Consider the following 18339-nt stretch of genomic DNA (forward strand, 5'->3'; position numbering starts at 1 on the left):
CGCGTGTTTGAAAAAGGTATCGAAGAAATTACTCTTCTTCTTTTTCTTCTTCTTCGTCTTCTTTATCTTCACCAACAACTTCAGGCTCTTCAGTTTCTGATTCGCCTTCCATAGCTTCGATTTCTTCTTCAGTAGGTTCTTCAGTTGGAGGAACTACTGTTACTACAGACTCTTCAGGGTCATTTTCAATTGTGAAATCACCTGAAACTTTAATGTCTGCCACTGAATAGCTATCGTTAACATCTAATTCGCTGATGTCAATTTCGATAGATTCAGGGATATTATCCGGTGTTGCAGTTACTTCAAGGTCGAATAATGGTTGTTCAACAACGCCACCTTCTTTAGCTCCTACTGCTTCACCAGTAAGTTGAACTGGTACTTCAACTGTACGTTCTTCACTCATATTGATCGCTAAGAAGTCAATGTGAGTAATTTGGTTTTTAAGTGGATCGAATTGATAGTCTGAAACCATTACTTTAATTGTTTTAGAACCTACGCCTAATTCGATAACACCGTTACGTCCAACTTCACGAATCACTTTGATAAATTCTACTTCATCAACTTTTACTGAAGTATTTTTTGTACCATAACCATAGACGATTGCAGGTACTTTACCAATTTTTCTTAGTGTTTTAAGGTCTGAACGTGTTTGTTTACCTTGACGAATAATTGACTTTAATGAAGCCATATTATTTCCACCTTTCATTTTTTGTTCTTATTATCATAATAAGAACCCCTCACTTGCCCATCAACATAATGTTGCTTGCAAGTGTTTATTTAATCGTGAATTGAAATCACGAACGGAATAATTATACAACTATTGCATTAATTAGTCAAATAGTACACTAACAGATTCTCTTTCATATACGCGCACAATAGCTTGTGCTAATAAACCTGCAACTGACAGTTCTTTAGTATTGGCTGGTTTACGATTTTCATCTAATTGAATTGAATTTGTAACGACTAGCTCTTTAATCGCTGAATTTTCAATACGTTCTTTAGCTGGGCCTGATAAGACAGGGTGTGTACAACATGCATAAACATCTTTTGCTCCTTTATCTTTGAGCGCTTGAGCTGCTAATGTAATCGTACCGGCTGTATCGATGATATCGTCGATAATTATCGCTGTGCGACCTTCAATTTCACCAACAATATTCATTACTTCAGCCACATTAGGTTTAGGACGTCGTTTATCTATGATTGCAATTGGTGTTTTAAGAATATCTGCAAGTTTGCGTGCTCTCGTTACACCACCGTGGTCTGGAGAAACTACAACACATTCCTCTGGGTCAATGTCTGTATCATTTTGGAAGTATTCTGCTAAAATCGGAACACCCATCAAGTGATCTATTGGCATATTGAAGAACCCTTGGATTTGTGGTGCATGCAAATCTAAGGCAATCATGCGATCTGCGCCAGCAGTTTCGATTAAGTTTGCAACTAATTTTGCTGTGATTGGTTCACGGCTGCGCGCTTTTCTATCTTGACGTGCGTACCCATAGTATGGCACTACGATATTAATATTGGCTGCTGAAGCACGTTTGCAAGCATCAATCATAATTAATAATTCCATTAAATGTAAGTTTACTGGATTAGAAGTAGGTTGAATAATAAATACGTCACAACCACGAATACTTTCTTCAATATTAATTTGAATTTCTCCATCGCTAAAACGTTTTACAGAACATTTTCCTAGCTCGATTCCAACATTATCTGCTACTTCTTGGGCTAAGGGCTCATTACCTTTTAAAGAGAATATTTTCAAAGCAGAATTCTTATACTCATTGTTTAACATTTATAGTCCTCCAATTAATTCATTCAATTAGTTTCGTTCATAGACAAAGTTATATTTATTTCATTAATCTACAAAATGTCGATTGAGGTCTTACTTAGATCTACATTATATTTATGTGATTAGAATCATAATCTAATCGTGTCTATTTTTTCAAATAACCTTCTTTAGTTGTTTGTCTCGCTCTTGCTAATGCTAAACTATCATGTGGCACGTTATCAGTAATGGTAGAACCTGCAGCTATAAATGATCTATCACCTAAAGTAACTGGTGCTACTAAGTTGGTGTTACAACCTATAAATGAATCATTGCCGATGATTGTTTTTGATTTATGCTTACCATCATAGTTTACTGTGATAGAACCACAACCTACATTCGTACGTTCACCAATTTCTGCATCACCAATATAACTTAAATGCGGTAATTTAGCACCTGTTTTCACGACTGATTTCTTAACTTCTACAAAGTTTCCAACTTTAACATTTTCACCTAAGTCTGCCCCAGGACGTAATTGAGCAAACGGTCCAATTGTAGTATTGTCACTTACAACTGATTCGTTAATCACCGATTGCTTAATTGTAACGTTTGAACCTATTTTACTATTAAGAATTTCTGTGTTTTGGCCAACAATGGTATCTTCGCCAATTTCACAACTACCAGCTAATTTCACATTTGCTTCAATTGTAACATCCATGGCGATTTTTACATCTGCACCTATATATGTAGTAGCAGGATCGATAAGTGTTACACCGTTTCTCATATGGAAGTCATTGATACGTTTTCTATAAGCTGCCTCTGCCTCACTTAACATTAGACGATCGTTGACACCCATTATTTCTTCAAAATTATCTGTACGATATATTTCAACCGTTCCTTGTGCTTGTAAAATAAGAGATAAAACGTCAGGTAAATAATATTCAGCTTGGACATTATCATTTTTTACCAATTTCAATTTTTCAAAAAGTAATTTATTATCAAATGCAAAAATACCTGAGCTAATTTCATTGATTTGTTGTTCATCTGCTGTTGCATCTTTCTGCTCTACAATCTTAACTAAATGATCATTGCCATCTCTCACAATACGACCATAACCATATGGATTACTCGTCGTCGCTGATAAAACTGTTGCATCAGCTTGATTGCGCTCATGATGTTCTAATAATGATTTAAGTGTCTCTCCAGTTATTAATGGCGTATCACCACAAACCACTAATGTTGTACCTTGTTCGTCTTTCAAGTGCTCACTTGCCATTTCAACAGCATGTGCAGTACCGAGTTGTTCGTCTTGGAAACTATATAATGATGTATCTCCTAACGTTTCTTTCACGCTTTCTGCACCGTGGCCAACAATGGTCACAAGATTTTCTACTCCAGATTGTTTAACGTTATCAACGACATGTTCAATCATTGATTTGCCCGCAACCTCATGTAGTACTTTGTATTTCTTAGATTTCATACGTGTACCTTTTCCAGCTGCAAGTACTATTGCATGTCTTTGCATGTGTGTAACCCTCCATTAAATTATACACTTCTATATTATTATAATTTAACGCTAGTACCACTTTCAAGGCTCAAAACCCTAATGTTATACAATGGAAACAATTCAAGTTATTTTCTATCAACTTCACATATTCATAATTGTCATCTTTGACTGACACAAATCATCACAAAATGTTTTTCACAAACTGATTTCATACTTTGTGAAAAATTATATATTTTAGATGTCACACCGTTACTAATTTAAATGTCAGTTTTTCAATTATTAAAATAACTTGTAATTATTTAGAATAGTTTTTGATTTATTTGAAAACAAAAAAATATATTTTTGTCACCTTTTCATTATAATAATTTATTTCAATTCTTTATATTCTTATTTTTGAGTAAGACACAAAAAGACCAATCCGTTAGCATACGAATTGGTCTTTTTTATATTAAGATTGAGATCTATGTCCCAAGCCCTTTTTAATTTGATTCATCTTTTATATTAAGCTTCATCATTTGTTTCTTCTGATGATTGAGCATTTTTATCAGGGATAACTTCATCCGTTTCGTCATAAACTTTCATAACCGCATCTTGAATTTCTTGTCTCATTTCTGAATTAATTGGATGCGCGATATCACGAAATTCACCATCTGGTGTTCTTTTACTTGGCATTGCGACGAATAGACCTGAGTTGCCTTCAATCACTCTTAAATCATGTACCACAAATGATTCATCTAGAGTTATTGAAACTAAAGCTTTCATTCTTCCATCTGTTTGTATTTTTCTAAGTCTTACATCTGTCACTTTCATGTAGTGAGCCCCCCTAGTATCTCTTTGTTAGAAGCTTAACAATTTCATCAAAAATTATAAATCCCTTAAATTACTTCACTTCTGCGATTACTTCAATTTCAACTTTTACATCTTTAGGTAATCTTGCGACTTCGACACAACTTCTTGCCGGTTGATGTTTCGCAAAATATTCACCATAAACTTCATTTATATTTTGAAATTCATTCATATCATCAATGAATATTGTTGCTTTGATTACTGAATCTATATCCGATCCAGCTTCATCTAATACAACTTTTACATTTTCTAATACTTGTTTCGTTTGTGCTTTCACATCATCACTAACAATTTCACCATCTAAATTTAATGGGATTTGTCCTGATGTAAACACAAGTCCGTTAATGACCGTTGCATGTGAGTATGGCCCCAATGCTTCCGGTGCTTTTGATGTGTTGACTACTTTCATGATGTTGATCCGCTCCTTTAAGTAAATTTAGTTAAACTGTTGCCATTTTCCACTTTAAATTCCTGATTGTATTCATCTACATCAGACAATCTAACTAAGGAAGTATAATCTTCAATTAATCTTTGCTTAACTTCTTTTGATTCTACTAATACGGATACCCCTTTAACATGTGCTTTAAACTCATTCATTAAATTCATTACACCGTTAATAGAACCACCTGCACGCATAAAATCATCCACAACGAGGACATTAGAGTTTTCTGGTAATGTACGCTTAGATAATACCATCGTTTCTATCTTTCTAGTAGAACCTGATACATAATTTATCGAAACCGTAGAGCCTTCGGTTACTTTATTATCTTTCCTTATCACTACCACTGGTAAATTCAATACATTAGCTACTGCATTGGCTAATGAGATACCTTTTGTAGCAATAGTTACAACCGCATCTAACTCTTGATCCATATAAAGCGTTGCAATTAATTTCCCCACCTTATTCAATAAAGTTGGGTTCCCCATTAAATCTGATAAGAATAAATAACCACCTGGTAACAGTCTATCTTTTTCTTGCAGAAGTTCGATAACTTCATCTACGACTTCACTTGCTTCTGCTTTACTCATCTGTGGCTTATATGTAACGCCACCACTAGCTCCAGCGGTCGTTATTACTGTGCCCAACTTTTCTTTTTGAAAAGTAGACTTAATAATTTGTACATCTTCACTGATGGATGATTTTGCTTGCTTAAATTTTTGTACAAAAAACGTTAAAGGTATTAATTTATTGGGGTTATTCATCAAGTATTGTGTCATAAAAACAATACGTTCACTTCTTTTATAGCGCATTTTCTTCATCCCTTCTCACTAACCTAATAATCTTGCAATATAGACTTCATTACAACAACCATTGACTGCATTATATACATGCCTAGCTTGTCGTTCTTTTTGCGTTAATCCATATACGGTTGGACCACTCCCACTCATTACAGCACCATCTGCTCCATTTTCAAGCATATTTTCTTTAATTTTATAGATTTCTGAATACATTTCTCCAGAGATAGGTTCCAATCTGTTTGAAAGACTATTACATAATAATTCATAATTCCCTGTATCCAATGCTTCTTTACAAGTTTCAGTATAAACCTCATGTTCTTGAGTTAAATCTAGCTTTTTAAAAATATCTGGGGAGGAAATGCCTATATCTGGCTTGGCAACAATAACCCATGCCGACGGTGGTTTGTTCATAAACCCAATTAACTCACCTTTTCCTCTACAAAAAGCAGTTTTCCCATATATACAAAAAGGAATATCAGTGCCTATTTGTATTCCTAACTCACATAGTTCTTCTAAAGGTCTATTTAACTTATATAGTCGATTCATTCCTCTCAATGTTGCAGCGGCGTCTGTCGATCCACCTGCAAGGCCAGCTGAAACTGGGATATCTTTATCTATCGTAATCGTCACACCTTGCTGTAAATTATAAGTTTCTTTCATTAACGCTGCTGCTTTGTAAGCCAAATTTTTATTATCGGAGGGAACATAACTTTGCTCTACGTCTACAACTATTTTTTTATCTTTTCGCAGTTCAAAAGATAAACGATCATTAAGATCAATCGTTGTCATAATCATTTCAACTTCATGAAAACCATCATCTCGTTTGAAGAGTGTGTCCAACGTTAAATTTATTTTTGCTGGCGCAGTCTCATAAATCATATTCCCACCCTCTTTCAATTCGATATGGTAATAAAATGATTTTAACATATTGTTATACTTGCGTTATTCTTTTTTTAAAATTTATAAGTTATTTATCCAATTTACCTTACTTATGACTTAAATTAATCTGACATATAAAATAAGCGGTTAATTCCTTATTTTACATTAATATTTTGACGTAACAAAACTATATCTCCTTAATTCTGATGCGCTTTATATTATTTCAAAAAGAAAAAGGTATATTGATGATTATTCACCAACATACCTTTTACTAATCAATCTCATTATTAATGTCTTAAATAAAAATATGGTTGCTTTAACCAAAATTTCAATTTATATTACTGCTATTTAGTGTGCAATTGCTTCTTGATGATTATCATCTTCAAAAGAAACTTGTACGTTTTCTGTTAAAACGTCAGTGTATGTATATGATACACGCTCAAAATTATGAATATCTTGGTCTAGTTCAACAATAAAAACGGATGGGTACGTTTCTTTTAAAACACCGCTACGCTCAATTGTTTTTTTACGACCACCATTCGCTTTCAGTACAATACGGTTTCCTAATTGACAATCAAGTGAATTTTTGATGTCTCCAATAGATTTTGGCATATTGCTCCACCTCGCTACAAGTTGTATAATAACACATTTAGCGCGATTTTGTCAAATAAACATCAATTTTAGCAAGGTGAAACGCAGTTGTCAATCATTTAAAATGCTAATTCTGGGAAATTTTTCAATTCATTATATAATTTTGCAAATTCTTTTATAGAAAGTGTTTCTCCCCGTCTTTTAGGGTTAATGCCACTGGCTTCCAACCAATTCACAATGATTTCTTTATTTGCTTTTCCATCCACAAACAAACTTTGATAATTATTGTTAATGGTTTTTCTTCTTTGTCCGAATGCGGCTTTTGACATTTTGAAAAACTTATCTTCATCGTCTACATCGACAAGTGGTTGATCACGTTTCATTAATTTCACAACGATTGAATCTACGTTTGGTGGTGGTAAAAATACCGTTTTGGGCACAGTCAGCACTTTGCTCGTTTCTGTATAAAACTGTGCGACTATAGAAAGGGAGCCATAAGCTTTCGTGCCTACTTCGGCGTTTAATCGCTCACCAACTTCTTTTTGCATCATAACCACATAACCATCAATCGGTAATTTTTGTTGCATTAAGTTTAATAAAATAGGTGTAGTTATATAATATGGTAAGTTAGCAACAACTAAAATTTGGTCACAATCTGCTAGTTCATGTGTCACATAATGCGCAATATCCGCTTTCAATATATCTTCATTGATTACTGTAACATTGTTATATGGTGCCATTGTTTCATTCAATACTGGTATTAAGCGTTGATCAATTTCAAATGCAATCACTTTTTTTGCACTTTTAGCTAATTGTTCTGTCAATGATCCCATGCCCGGTCCTACTTCAATAACACCTGTTCGTTCATCTATGTGACTGGCATCAATAATATTATGAATAATGTTGACATCGATTAAAAAGTTTTGTCCTAAACTTTTTTTGAAACTAAAACCATAATGATTTAAAAGTGCCTTTGTTCGCGATGGTGTGGCAATATCTTTCATATCCAATTATTTTTCACTTCCTTTATTATCTTTCAAGGCATTTCTAACATCTTCTTCTGTATAACCAAAAGCATTTAACTTGTTAAGTAGTTGTTTGCCGTTAGAATGACCGATATGAAGTTTTCTTCCTAAAATTTCTCTTTTTCTACGCGCGTCTTTACCAATTATTAATCCAAGATCAATCAGAACTTCCTTACTGATACTTTCATGACCCTCTTCGAATGGTGTGCTTACATAAATCAAAGCTTCTTTTATGTCTTCAATTTTCGCATGTTCGACACCTATTTTACCACGTTTACTTTTAGCTTTTTCTCGATCAATATAAGCGTGTTTAACCCCTGGAATATATTTTTTTATCGTATTACGAATTTTATCACCTGGGAAATCAGGGTCTGTTAGAACAATGACACCTCGAGTTTCATATGCTTGTGCAATCACATTTAAAGTTTTTTCGTCAATTGCACTTCCATTTGTTTCAATTGTGTCGCAATCCACAGCGCTTTTGACCCGCTCTGTATCATCTCTGCCCTCTACTACAATAAATTCATTTATCTTCATTTATTGTGACACCTTTCGTTTTTACTTCATTTTAGAAAAACTAAAAAGGTATCGGCATAAATTATGGTTACTCTTAGTATTCACTAGACCAACTAAGCCATATTTCAGACCGATACCTTTAAAATAATATCTTTATGCTTTTAATTTAAACAAACGTTCAGCGTTCTCAGTCGTTTGACGACAAACGTCTTCATAGCTAACTTCACGTAACTCAGCAATTTGCTCAGCTACTAAAGTTACACGTGCTGGTTCATTTCGCTTCCCTCTATAAGGATGTGGCGATAGGAACGGTGCATCTGTTTCAACTAATAATCTATCGAATGGTACATGTTTAGCAACTTCTTTAGGCTGTTTTGCATTTTTAAATGTAACAGGGCCTCCTAATGATACATAGAAATTCAATTTATTAATGACATCGTCAGCAATCTCAGGAGAAGCACTAAAACTATGCATAATACCGCCGATTTCTTCTGCATGCTCTTCTTTTAAAATATCCACACAGTCTTGTGTCGCCTCTCTATTATGAATAATAATTGGTAGATTCACACGCTTAGCTAGTGCAATTTGCTTTCTAAAAAGGGCTTGTTGGACATCTTTTGGAGACTTATCCCAATGATAATCTAAGCCAGTTTCACCAATTCCAATAACTTTAGGATGTGCTGCCAACTTTTCTATCCATGCCAATCTTTCTTCTGTGCAATCAATAGCATCTACAGGGTGCCATCCAATAATACCGTATATAAAGTCATATTGATCTATTAACTCCATCGTACGTTCAACGGTTGGTGTATCAAAGCCTACTACAAACATACGATCTACGCCATTATCTCTTGCACGCTCAATAACCGCTTCTAAATCTTCATCGTATTGTTCTGCATTTAAATGAACATGTGTATCGATTAGCATATTAAATCGCTCCCTTTATCTATGATTACTTAATTACTGCACCATTTGGAATTGCATTCGGAAGACTTACCAGTGTAAGTACACCATCTTTTTCAGCAGATAAAATCATACCTTCTGATTTTCGTCCCATTAATTTAGCTGGCTTCAAGTTGGTAACTACCGCAACTTTTTTGCCGATAATATCTTCGGGTTGATAGAACTTGGCAATACCTGAAACAATTTGACGTTGTTCATTATCTAAATCAACTTGGATTTTTAATAATTTGTCAGATTTTTTTACATTCTCTGCATCAATAATCGTTGCTGCTTTGATTTCTACTTTATCAAAATCTTTGATATCAATTTGTGATTTACTAGGTACTTCTGCTTTCGCTTCTTCCACCTTATCTGGTTGCATAGATTGCTTAATATATTCTATTTCAGCATCACTTTCTAAGCGTGGGAAAATAGGTTGTGGCTTACTACTTACCATAATTGGCTCGGTTAATGCACCATATTGTTTAATACTGCTAAATTCATATAATTCAGGTGAATTGATATTTAGCTGTTCAAAAATTTGTCTTGGTGCATTTGTTAAGAATGGTCTTAATAACACTGCAATGATACGAATATTTTCTACTAAATGAGCCATAACATTGCCGAGCATTTCTTTCTGGTTCTCATCTTTCGCTAGAATCCAAGGCGTAGTTTCATCAATATATTTATTCGTTCTACTTATAAATTTCCATATTGTTGAAAGCGCTACTGAGAATTGCAAATTATCCATATTTTCATGGAATGTTTTCACAGTATCAAGCGCCAATTGTTCCATTTCTTCATCGAGTTCGTGCTTAGGACCTTCATAAGCTGGTAGTTCGCCATTAAAGTATTTATTAACCATTGAAATGGTACGGTTAACTAGGTTACCTAAATCATTCGCCAAATCATAATTTGTGCGTTCTACGAATCCTTCTGGCGTAAATACACCATCAGAACCAAATGGTAACTCACGCATTAAATAATAGCGTGTTGCATCTAAGCCATAACGATCAATCAACACATTAGGATCTACTACGTTTCCTTTTGATTTACTCATCTTGCCATCTTTCATTAAAATCCATCCATGAGCAAAGACCTTTTTAGGTAATGGAATGTCTAAAGCCATCAATAAAATCGGCCAAATGATAGAATGGAATCTAACAATTTCTTTCGCCATAATATGAATGTCTGCAGGCCAATATTTTTTAAACAAGCTATCATCATCTGATAAGTAGCCAAGTGATGAAATATAGTTTACTAGTGCATCAATCCATACATAAACCACATGTTTCGGATTCGATTGAACATGGATTCCCCAATCGAACGATGTACGAGATACTGCTAAATCTTCTAATCCTGGTTTGATGAAATTATTAATCATCTCATTTTTACGAGATGGTGGTTGAATAAAATCAGGATTTTCATCATAAAATTCTAGTAAGCGATCAGTATATTTAGATAAATTAAAGAAATAGCTTTCTTCTTTTACCAATTCTACTTCGTGTCCAGAATCAGGGCTTTTACCTCCGACAATTGCACCGTTCTCATATACAGGATCAACAAGTTGTGTTTCAGTATAATACGTTTCATCCGGTACAGAATACCAACCCTCGTATTCACCAAGATATATGTCACCTTGCGCCAATAAGCGTTCAAATATTTGTTGTACAACTTCTTTGTGACGTGCTTCTGTTGTACGAATAAAGTCATCATTGGATATCTCTAATTTTTTCCATAACGCTTTGATGCCTGAAATCATTTCATCTAAATAATCCAATTCTGATTTCCCTGCTTTTTGCGCTTTTTCTTGTATTTTTTGACCATGTTCATCCGTTCCTGTTAAATATCGAACATCATAGCCTTGCATTCTTTTATAACGTGCGATGACATCACCAGCTGTAGTTGTATATGCATGACCGATATGTAAATTCCCACTCGGATAATATATAGGTGTAGTGATATAAAATGTTTCTTTCGCCATCAATGTTCCTCCTCGTTTCTCTCACTTTAAATATATCTAAATTTATTTTTATTTTCAATGAAGCAGATAAGTGTTCATTTTATATTTATTAATCATTTTAATACGTTTGATGTAGTATAAAATTAAGTATTTGTCCCTCGTCTATTTCCACTCATTTTACAACACGATAAATAATCTCTATCTTATCTACATTACCATAAATCAAGCTTGTTATGGGAATTTTTCACTTGATTTTATTGATAAAATTTCAAAAAATCTATTCTTCTATTTTCTTTTTAACGCTGAAATTTGTTAGCCTAATTTTATACATTGTGATATATATCATATACTTCACTTGTCTTCATTTGTCTTTCTTCAGCAACTTGTTTAATCGCTGCTTTAGGTTTCATATTTTTATTAATGTAGTGCTCAACGTGTTCATGTATCGACATATCTTCAAACCAAGACGTATCTTCTACTGCAATGTCCCCTTCAATGATGATGACAAATTCACCTTTTGTAAGTATGTCGCCTTCATCTAGTTTCATTAGTAATTTTTCAACTTTGTCCGTGATAATTTCTTCGAATTTTTTTGTTAATTCTCTACCTATTGACACATTTCGTTGCGCATCTATTTTATAAATTGCCTTTAATGTATCTTTAACACGGTGCGGTGATTCATAAATAATCAATGTACTATCTTGAAACATGCGTTGGTCTAACAAATCATATTTTGCCTTTTCTTTCCTTGGTAAAAATCCAAGAAATGTGTATGTAAATGAAGGTAATCCACTTGCCATTAATGCAGTCAAGCCAGCATTTGGTCCCGGTACAGTCTCAACTCTGATTCCATTATTTCTTGCAGCTACAACAAGTTCGTATCCAGGATCACTTATCAAAGGTAGGCCAGCATCTGACACTAACGCAATATCAATCCCTTCCTGTAATTGTTGGATTAAATATTCTGTCTGCTGCGCTTTATTATGGTCGTGATAGGATTTCAACGGTGCATGTATATCATAATGTGCACAAAGCTTTTTTGTCACTCGTGTATCTTCACATGCAATCAAGTCTACTGTACGTAATATATCAACTGCTCTATATGTAATATCAGCTAAATTTCCAATCGGTGTGCCTACTAAATACAATGTCGCCATACTTCTACCCCTCACTTATCAACTGTAATTTTTTCTCTCTGGTCAATGTTTTGATTTCATATTCCCGCTTCAAAGCTTCTGATTTAGTATTAAACATTTCTTGATAAACTAACTCTACCGGCCGTCTTATTTTAGTATATTTAGCACCTTGACCGCTATTATGTTTTGCTATTCTTTGTTTTATATCTTTTGCATAACCTGTATATAAACTTCCATCTTTACATCTAACGATATATATATAATGCTTATCCATAATAGATTTCTCTCATTTCTTCTGAATATGTTCCATCTTCATTATAAATATAGAATGGTTGCTGTATGTCTAACCCTTGGTTACCACCTTTTCGTCCTTCAACTACAATTGTTTGTGCTACTTTACCCGGCTTACTATAAATAAAATAAAGCTTTTTAGGTTCTATGCGATAATGTCTCATACTGCTTAAGACATCCATAAGACGGTCAGCACGATGCACAATTAAAAATCTTCCGCCTTCTTTCAATAAGTGTCGTGCTTCAAAACAACAATCATCCAATGTACACATTATCTCATGTCTAGCTATTTTATGTGCATCTTTTTGATGTTGAAATTGTTGATTGACTTTAAAATAAGGCGGATTGCATGTAACAAGACTATACTGTGCTGGTTTAAACGTATGATGTGCTTGCTTCAAATCCATATGATACATATGAATTCTATCGGTTAGATGATTATGAACAATACTTCTTTTCGCCATGTGCACTAATTGTTCTTGTATTTCGATACCTTCAATAAACTGATTACCTTTATGAGATAACAGTAAAGGAATAACGCCATTACCGGAACATAAATCCATAATAACGTCCTTTTTCTTTATTTTTGTAAAATGTGCGAGTAACAAAGCATCCGTTGAAAATGAAAAGACATCATCATTTTGTATAATTTCTAATTTCTCTTTTAGTAAAAAATCATACCTTTCATTTTGCAATAACATTTTTGTAACCTCCAAAAAAGAGGATGAGCCTACGATGCTTCGCTAATGAAGCCTATCGCTTTTCTCATCCTCAACTCCATATTTTTTATTTGTATGAAAAACATTGATACTATTCACTTAGTACTTCAAGACAAAACAAACAGTCGTCGCCTTTTCTATGTTTACCAAATAGCTCTCCGTTGCATATATGAAAACCTTCTTTATATAACATTGCTAAATTATCTTTGCTACGTAATGGGCGTTTAGGTTGATCTTTTTTACCGTTTTCTATTTTCTTAGTTTTTTCTTCTTTATCTATTAATGTTTTTAAATTCTCATTTTCGATTTGTAAGGCGACATTTTCTTCAATTAATTCTACTGTAAGATTTTTTAAATTTAACATGTCACGATTAATTTGATTAATGTTTTCCTCTAAATGAGCTAGATTTTCAAATATGTCGCTTCGATTCAATGTTGTCACGGCCTCCTACTTTAATGTTTCTAATTCTTCCATTTTATATTCTAATGGTTGCTCAAGACCCTCTACTTTAACTTGCATAGAGATATCTAAAATATTCAAGCCCACAACTTTACCATTACCTTCTGGTGTTTCAATGACATCTCCAACATCTGGTAACTGAGCTCTCGCTTCTTCATAATAATCATTTTCATATTTTAAACAGCACATAAGACGGCCACAAGCACCAGAAATCTTTGAAGAATTTAGCGATAAATTCTGATCTTTAGCCATCTTTATCGAAACTGGTTCAAAATCCCCTAAAAAAGTAGAGCAACATAACGAGCGACCACAAGGTCCAATGCCCCCTAATAATTTCGCTTCATCTCTAACGCCAATTTGTCTTAATTCTATTCTTGTTCTCAGCTTTTGAGCTAAAACCTTCACTAACTTTCTAAAATCTACACGCTCATCTGATGTGAAATTAAAAATAACTTTCGATTTATCTAAAGTAAATTCACAATTCACTAGGCGCATATCTAAATCCTGTTGTTGAATGATATCTTTGCACAAATTCAAAGCATCTTTAGCATCATATTCATTTTGTTCATATTGCATAATATCTTTTTCAGTAGCCTTACGAACAATCTGTTTTAATGGCAACGCTACATCTTCATCAGCTACATTTAATGGTTCATACTTCACTCGTCCAACTTCTAATCCTCGCTTTGATTCGACGACAACCCAGTCGCCCAAGCCTAAGTCAAAATTTTGCGGTGCATAATATTCCATTTTGCCTGAGTGTTGAAAGTGTATGCCTACTACATTTTGCATAATTATTTCACCCCTTTTATGACGATTTGTTCAAATACTAATGTTGGATTTACATTTTGATTTAATTTTTTATGTGCTTCTGTTAACTGATCAAACATTAAAACAATCTGATTATATGATAAATCTTGTGCGTATTGTTTAATTTCAACCTGTAAATCTTGGAATATCATTGCTTCTTCTAATCCTACTTTAGCATGCATAATATCTTCAAAGAAACTGTTAACTGCTGCCAACGACAATAACTGTAAACGTCTGTTTTTAGCTTGTTTTAATAAATCGACAACTGCTATTAATGCCATTGAACGGTTTTTTAATATTAACTGACACCATTTGATGATACTTTTGCGCAAAGCCATTAAATCTGAGTCTTCGTTTAACGCAACTGCAGTCTCTATCTGTGTTGTATAGGCACTTAACAATTCCGCAACAGGTCGAGTGATTTCTCGCTCAACTAATCTATCTATAAAATTCAATTTATTAATTGGTTTAAAATAAACATGTTGGCATCTTGAGTGTATCGTATCTAAAATTTGCTCTGGTTTTGTAGTTAATAAAATGGCAATGGTATTATCTGGAGGCTCTTCAAGAAATTTTAGTATACTATTTTCACCTTGAATGGTTAATTTTTCAAAGGATTCTATAATATAGACTTTATAATTTCCTTCAATAGGTAATTGATTCATATGATGCACTAATTGCTCTATTTGATCTTTTTTAATTGTTGTTTCCTCAGAAGACACATACATAAAATCTGGATGATTAAATGTTTCTACTTTTAACTGACATTGATCCTCTCCACCACATAAAATCATTTTAGAAAAATCAATCGCAACTTGTTGCATTGTCTGTCCATCGTCACCTTCAAATAAATATGCATGCGATAATTTATTAGATTGATATGCTTTTGTCAGTCTTTCTAGTTCATCCATGTTAATGTTGCTCCTTTATATAAAAAGGCTGCTAATACATAGTGCCTTTACGAATTACATTTAGCATTAACTAATCAAATAGCAACATGTAAGTCGAAAAGTTACCATATACAGCAACCATGTTTTTAGAATTGATGGAAAGCTTCTACTGGCATAACAAATACCGTTGCTCCGCCAACTTCCACTTCAACTGGATAAGGTATATATGAATCAGCACTTCCACCCATCGGGGTAATCGGCGATACAAGTTGTTCTCTATTTCCACAAGTATCATTAATAACCTGTAGCATTTCATCGACACGATTATCTTCTACACCTGATAAGAAAGTTGTATTGCCCGCTCTTAAAAATCCACCTGTTGTTGCAAGTTTTGTCGCTCTAAAATTATGCTTAACAAGTTTGTCTGAAAGTTCCTGACTATCCTGATCTTGTACGATTGCTATAATCATTTTCATACTAAACACCTCTTTTGAATATTATATCATAATTTTTCTAAATAATTGGTGATAGATTCATACGTAGCATTCACTACTTTATCTATACTTTGATCCGCATTAATTACAATAAAGCGCTCAGACTCATTATGAATAATCTTTTTATAACCTTCAACTACTTTTTCATGAAATTTTACATCTTCTTGATCTAATCGATTTTGATTTCTTTGATTTTTTAGTATTCGCTCTCTACCAACTTCGACACTAACATCTAGATAGATTGTTAAGTCTGGATATAATCCATTAATAGCAAATTCATTAATAGATTTAACTTCTTCTATACCTATACCCCTTGCATACCCTTGATATGCTAATGAACTATCAATATAACGATCACATAGAACAATATGATCATTATCTAATGCTGGAATAACTTTACCTACGAGGTGTTCCCGTCTTGATGCAGCAAATAATAATGCTTCAGTACGGTCATCCATATCTTCTCCCTCTAACAATACTTCTCTTATTTGCTCTCCTGTCTTCACGCCTCCTGGCTCTCTTGTAAGTACGATATTATACTCATGTTTGAGTTTTTCTGCAACTTGTTGTATTACAGTTGTTTTTCCAGAACCTTCTGGCCCCTCAAAAGTTATAAAAGCTGACATCTTATTCATCCTTAATTTCTATTTTAAAATTTTTTATTCCTTCTACTCTTTGTTGCTGTTCACACCAATAATTCATTAATTTTACCATATCTTCTGTGATTTTTTCTCCTTTAAACATTATTGGAATACCAGGAGGATACGGCACAATGTGATTAGCTAATATTTTATTTTCTGCGTATTTAATGTCTATTTTCCGCACATTATGTATTTCGCCACCATAATACATACTACTCCCCGTTCTATACGGTACGCTGACATTTATATCGTCCTGTCTTTCTACTAATTGAACCTTTTCAATCCTTGATAGTAATTCATCAAATGGGAATTGATCACCTTCATGCCACAACGGCAACACCATTAACACTTGAAAGTCATCAGCCAATTCAACATAAATATGGTGTGCTTCAAAGTATGATTGTAATTCGTAACCATGATACCCTCTGCATCTTACATTTAGTTTTAGTGGGTCATCAACCTTCACAATTTCGAACCCTTTGTTTTCCAATTGTTGAACCAATTGTTCTCTCTTTTGAAAAAAGTTTTCGCTATGATAATCGTCATAAAATTTTTGTGCCAGTTCTAGGCTACTCATTAATAAATATGATGGACTAGAAGATTGAAAATAGGATAAATATCTTATGACTGCTTCTCGACAAGGTGCATTTTTATGAATAAATATCACTGAACTCATCGTTAGTGATGGCAGTGTTTTATGATATGACTGCACAACATAATCCGCGCCCATGTTCAATGCCGTTTCTGGAAAATGTTCAAATCCTAAATGTGCACCATGTGCTTCATCGATTAGCATTGGTATTTTCAAAGTTTTTAAAAGTTCTGTAACAGTTTTTATATCAAAACATTCACCATAATAATTAGGGTAAGTAAACACTGCTAGTTTACTATCTTTTACTTGATCATATAATGACGTTTTGTCAGGTCCTAGATATTGATTCGTAGCGTCACTGACATCCATTTTTAATAATTGTGCCTTTGCCTTTATTAAATCTAATGCATGAAATACAGACTTATGTACATTGCGCGCTATCGCATATTCACCATTTTTTGAAGAAAACGCTTGAATCACTGACAATATTCCTGAAGTAGTACCATTCACTAAATAATAAGCATCATAATCAGGGTGTTTGTCAACATTCTTCATGCTTTCAGCTATTACTGACTCAGGAGAATGTAAGTCATCAAGTCCTGTAATTTCTGTCATATCCATTTTAAAATCCAATTGATTCAAGTACCCAATAGTCATATTTTTATGTCCAGGTACATGTAATGAAATAGGTTCTTCAGCTAATAGTCCTTTCAATTTATGTAACAACGATTTGCTCATGCTTATCCTCGCTTTTCAATTCAATATTTCTTGTTTCATTACAATTCCACTATATAAATAATAAAATTAACATTACCTTATAAAACAGTATAACGTTGTAATCTTCTACATTTTAACATAATAATATAAAAAAATGCGTGCACTTAAAAACCATAGTTTTAAAGTATCACGCCTTTATGAATTAATGATATTGATACATGAACTTAACTCATTCTGTTAAAATTCTTTTTATGCAAAAAAGACCCTTTCGGGTCTTGATTGCCTGTAAAGTCACACTTCTTAATTTTAATTT

General features: G+C 33.5%; 21 protein-coding genes. All 21 read right to left on the reverse strand.

Annotated features, from left to right (window positions below; all coding sequences use genetic code 11):
- Positions 1-28 precede the first annotated feature (28 nt).
- Entirely contained in the window at positions 29-688 is a 660-nt protein-coding gene (locus tag HMPREF2586_RS00855; RefSeq protein ID WP_070657428.1) for a 50S ribosomal protein L25/general stress protein Ctc, read from the reverse strand.
- A 141-nt stretch (positions 689-829) separates the two neighbouring features.
- Positions 830-1795 carry a ribose-phosphate diphosphokinase gene (locus HMPREF2586_RS00860; protein ID WP_046206556.1) on the reverse strand — a complete coding sequence of 322 codons (966 nt, stop codon included), beginning with the start codon at positions 1793-1795 and terminating at the stop codon, positions 830-832.
- A 142-nt stretch (positions 1796-1937) separates the two neighbouring features.
- Positions 1938-3293 carry a bifunctional UDP-N-acetylglucosamine diphosphorylase/glucosamine-1-phosphate N-acetyltransferase GlmU gene (gene glmU, locus HMPREF2586_RS00865; protein ID WP_070657426.1) on the reverse strand — a complete coding sequence of 452 codons (1356 nt, stop codon included), beginning with the start codon at positions 3291-3293 and terminating at the stop codon, positions 1938-1940.
- Positions 3294-3776: 483 nt separating this feature from the next.
- Positions 3777-4085 (reverse strand): septation regulator SpoVG, encoded by a 309-nt coding sequence (gene spoVG / locus HMPREF2586_RS00870; RefSeq protein WP_019467718.1) that lies wholly within the window; start codon positions 4083-4085, stop codon positions 3777-3779.
- A gap of 70 nt (positions 4086-4155) precedes the next feature.
- A complete protein-coding gene (locus tag HMPREF2586_RS00875; RefSeq protein ID WP_070657424.1) occupies positions 4156-4530 on the reverse strand; it encodes a RidA family protein in 375 nt (124 codons plus the stop codon).
- A gap of 17 nt (positions 4531-4547) precedes the next feature.
- Entirely contained in the window at positions 4548-5372 is an 825-nt protein-coding gene (purR, locus tag HMPREF2586_RS00880) for a pur operon repressor (protein ID WP_046206559.1), read from the reverse strand.
- Between the two features lie 18 nt (positions 5373-5390).
- On the reverse strand, positions 5391-6239 hold the full coding sequence (gene ispE, locus HMPREF2586_RS00885; RefSeq protein WP_046206560.1) for a 4-(cytidine 5'-diphospho)-2-C-methyl-D-erythritol kinase: 849 nt from the start codon (positions 6237-6239) through the stop codon (positions 5391-5393).
- Between the two features lie 348 nt (positions 6240-6587).
- Complete coding sequence (gene veg, locus HMPREF2586_RS00890; RefSeq protein ID WP_019467722.1) at positions 6588-6851, reverse strand: biofilm formation stimulator Veg; 264 nt, start codon at positions 6849-6851, stop codon at positions 6588-6590.
- Positions 6852-6949: 98 nt separating this feature from the next.
- Positions 6950-7834, reverse strand: coding sequence for a 16S rRNA (adenine(1518)-N(6)/adenine(1519)-N(6))-dimethyltransferase RsmA (gene rsmA / locus HMPREF2586_RS00895; protein ID WP_169926878.1), 885 nt, complete (start codon positions 7832-7834; stop codon positions 6950-6952).
- Between the two features lie 6 nt (positions 7835-7840).
- Positions 7841-8392, reverse strand: coding sequence for a ribonuclease M5 (rnmV, locus tag HMPREF2586_RS00900; RefSeq protein WP_046206562.1), 552 nt, complete (start codon positions 8390-8392; stop codon positions 7841-7843).
- 132 nt (positions 8393-8524) lie between these two features.
- A complete protein-coding gene (locus HMPREF2586_RS00905) occupies positions 8525-9298 on the reverse strand; it encodes a TatD family hydrolase (RefSeq protein WP_046206563.1) in 774 nt (257 codons plus the stop codon).
- Between the two features lie 25 nt (positions 9299-9323).
- Positions 9324-11297: a methionine--tRNA ligase gene (gene metG, locus HMPREF2586_RS00910; RefSeq protein WP_046206564.1), complete on the reverse strand. Its 1974-nt coding sequence runs from the start codon at positions 11295-11297 to the stop codon at positions 9324-9326.
- Positions 11298-11599: 302 nt separating this feature from the next.
- Positions 11600-12433 (reverse strand): 16S rRNA (cytidine(1402)-2'-O)-methyltransferase, encoded by an 834-nt coding sequence (rsmI, locus tag HMPREF2586_RS00915; protein ID WP_070657422.1) that lies wholly within the window; start codon positions 12431-12433, stop codon positions 11600-11602.
- A 4-nt stretch (positions 12434-12437) separates the two neighbouring features.
- Positions 12438-12686, reverse strand: coding sequence for a GIY-YIG nuclease family protein (locus tag HMPREF2586_RS00920; RefSeq protein ID WP_070657420.1), 249 nt, complete (start codon positions 12684-12686; stop codon positions 12438-12440).
- A complete protein-coding gene (locus HMPREF2586_RS00925; RefSeq protein ID WP_046206567.1) occupies positions 12679-13404 on the reverse strand; it encodes a tRNA1(Val) (adenine(37)-N6)-methyltransferase in 726 nt (241 codons plus the stop codon). Before HMPREF2586_RS00925 ends, HMPREF2586_RS00920 begins: the two co-directional genes overlap by 8 nt.
- A 109-nt stretch (positions 13405-13513) precedes the next feature.
- Positions 13514-13855 carry a DNA replication initiation control protein YabA gene (yabA, locus tag HMPREF2586_RS00930; protein WP_046206568.1) on the reverse strand — a complete coding sequence of 114 codons (342 nt, stop codon included), beginning with the start codon at positions 13853-13855 and terminating at the stop codon, positions 13514-13516.
- 15 nt (positions 13856-13870) lie between these two features.
- A complete protein-coding gene (locus HMPREF2586_RS00935) occupies positions 13871-14674 on the reverse strand; it encodes a PSP1 domain-containing protein (RefSeq protein WP_070812589.1) in 804 nt (267 codons plus the stop codon).
- 2 nt (positions 14675-14676) lie between these two features.
- Entirely contained in the window at positions 14677-15603 is a 927-nt protein-coding gene (locus tag HMPREF2586_RS00940) for a DNA polymerase III subunit delta' C-terminal domain-containing protein (protein ID WP_064209943.1), read from the reverse strand.
- A 125-nt stretch (positions 15604-15728) separates the two neighbouring features.
- On the reverse strand, positions 15729-16058 hold the full coding sequence (locus HMPREF2586_RS00945) for a cyclic-di-AMP receptor (protein ID WP_046206571.1): 330 nt from the start codon (positions 16056-16058) through the stop codon (positions 15729-15731).
- 26 nt (positions 16059-16084) lie between these two features.
- A complete protein-coding gene (tmk, locus tag HMPREF2586_RS00950; RefSeq protein ID WP_046206572.1) occupies positions 16085-16702 on the reverse strand; it encodes a dTMP kinase in 618 nt (205 codons plus the stop codon).
- Between the two features lies 1 nt (position 16703).
- Positions 16704-18047: an aminotransferase class I/II-fold pyridoxal phosphate-dependent enzyme gene (locus tag HMPREF2586_RS00955; RefSeq protein ID WP_070657418.1), complete on the reverse strand. Its 1344-nt coding sequence runs from the start codon at positions 18045-18047 to the stop codon at positions 16704-16706.
- Between the last annotated feature and the right edge of the window lie 292 nt (positions 18048-18339).

Source organism: Staphylococcus sp. HMSC034G07 (assembly GCF_001835975.1).
Taxonomy (GTDB): domain Bacteria; phylum Bacillota; class Bacilli; order Staphylococcales; family Staphylococcaceae; genus Staphylococcus; species Staphylococcus ureilyticus.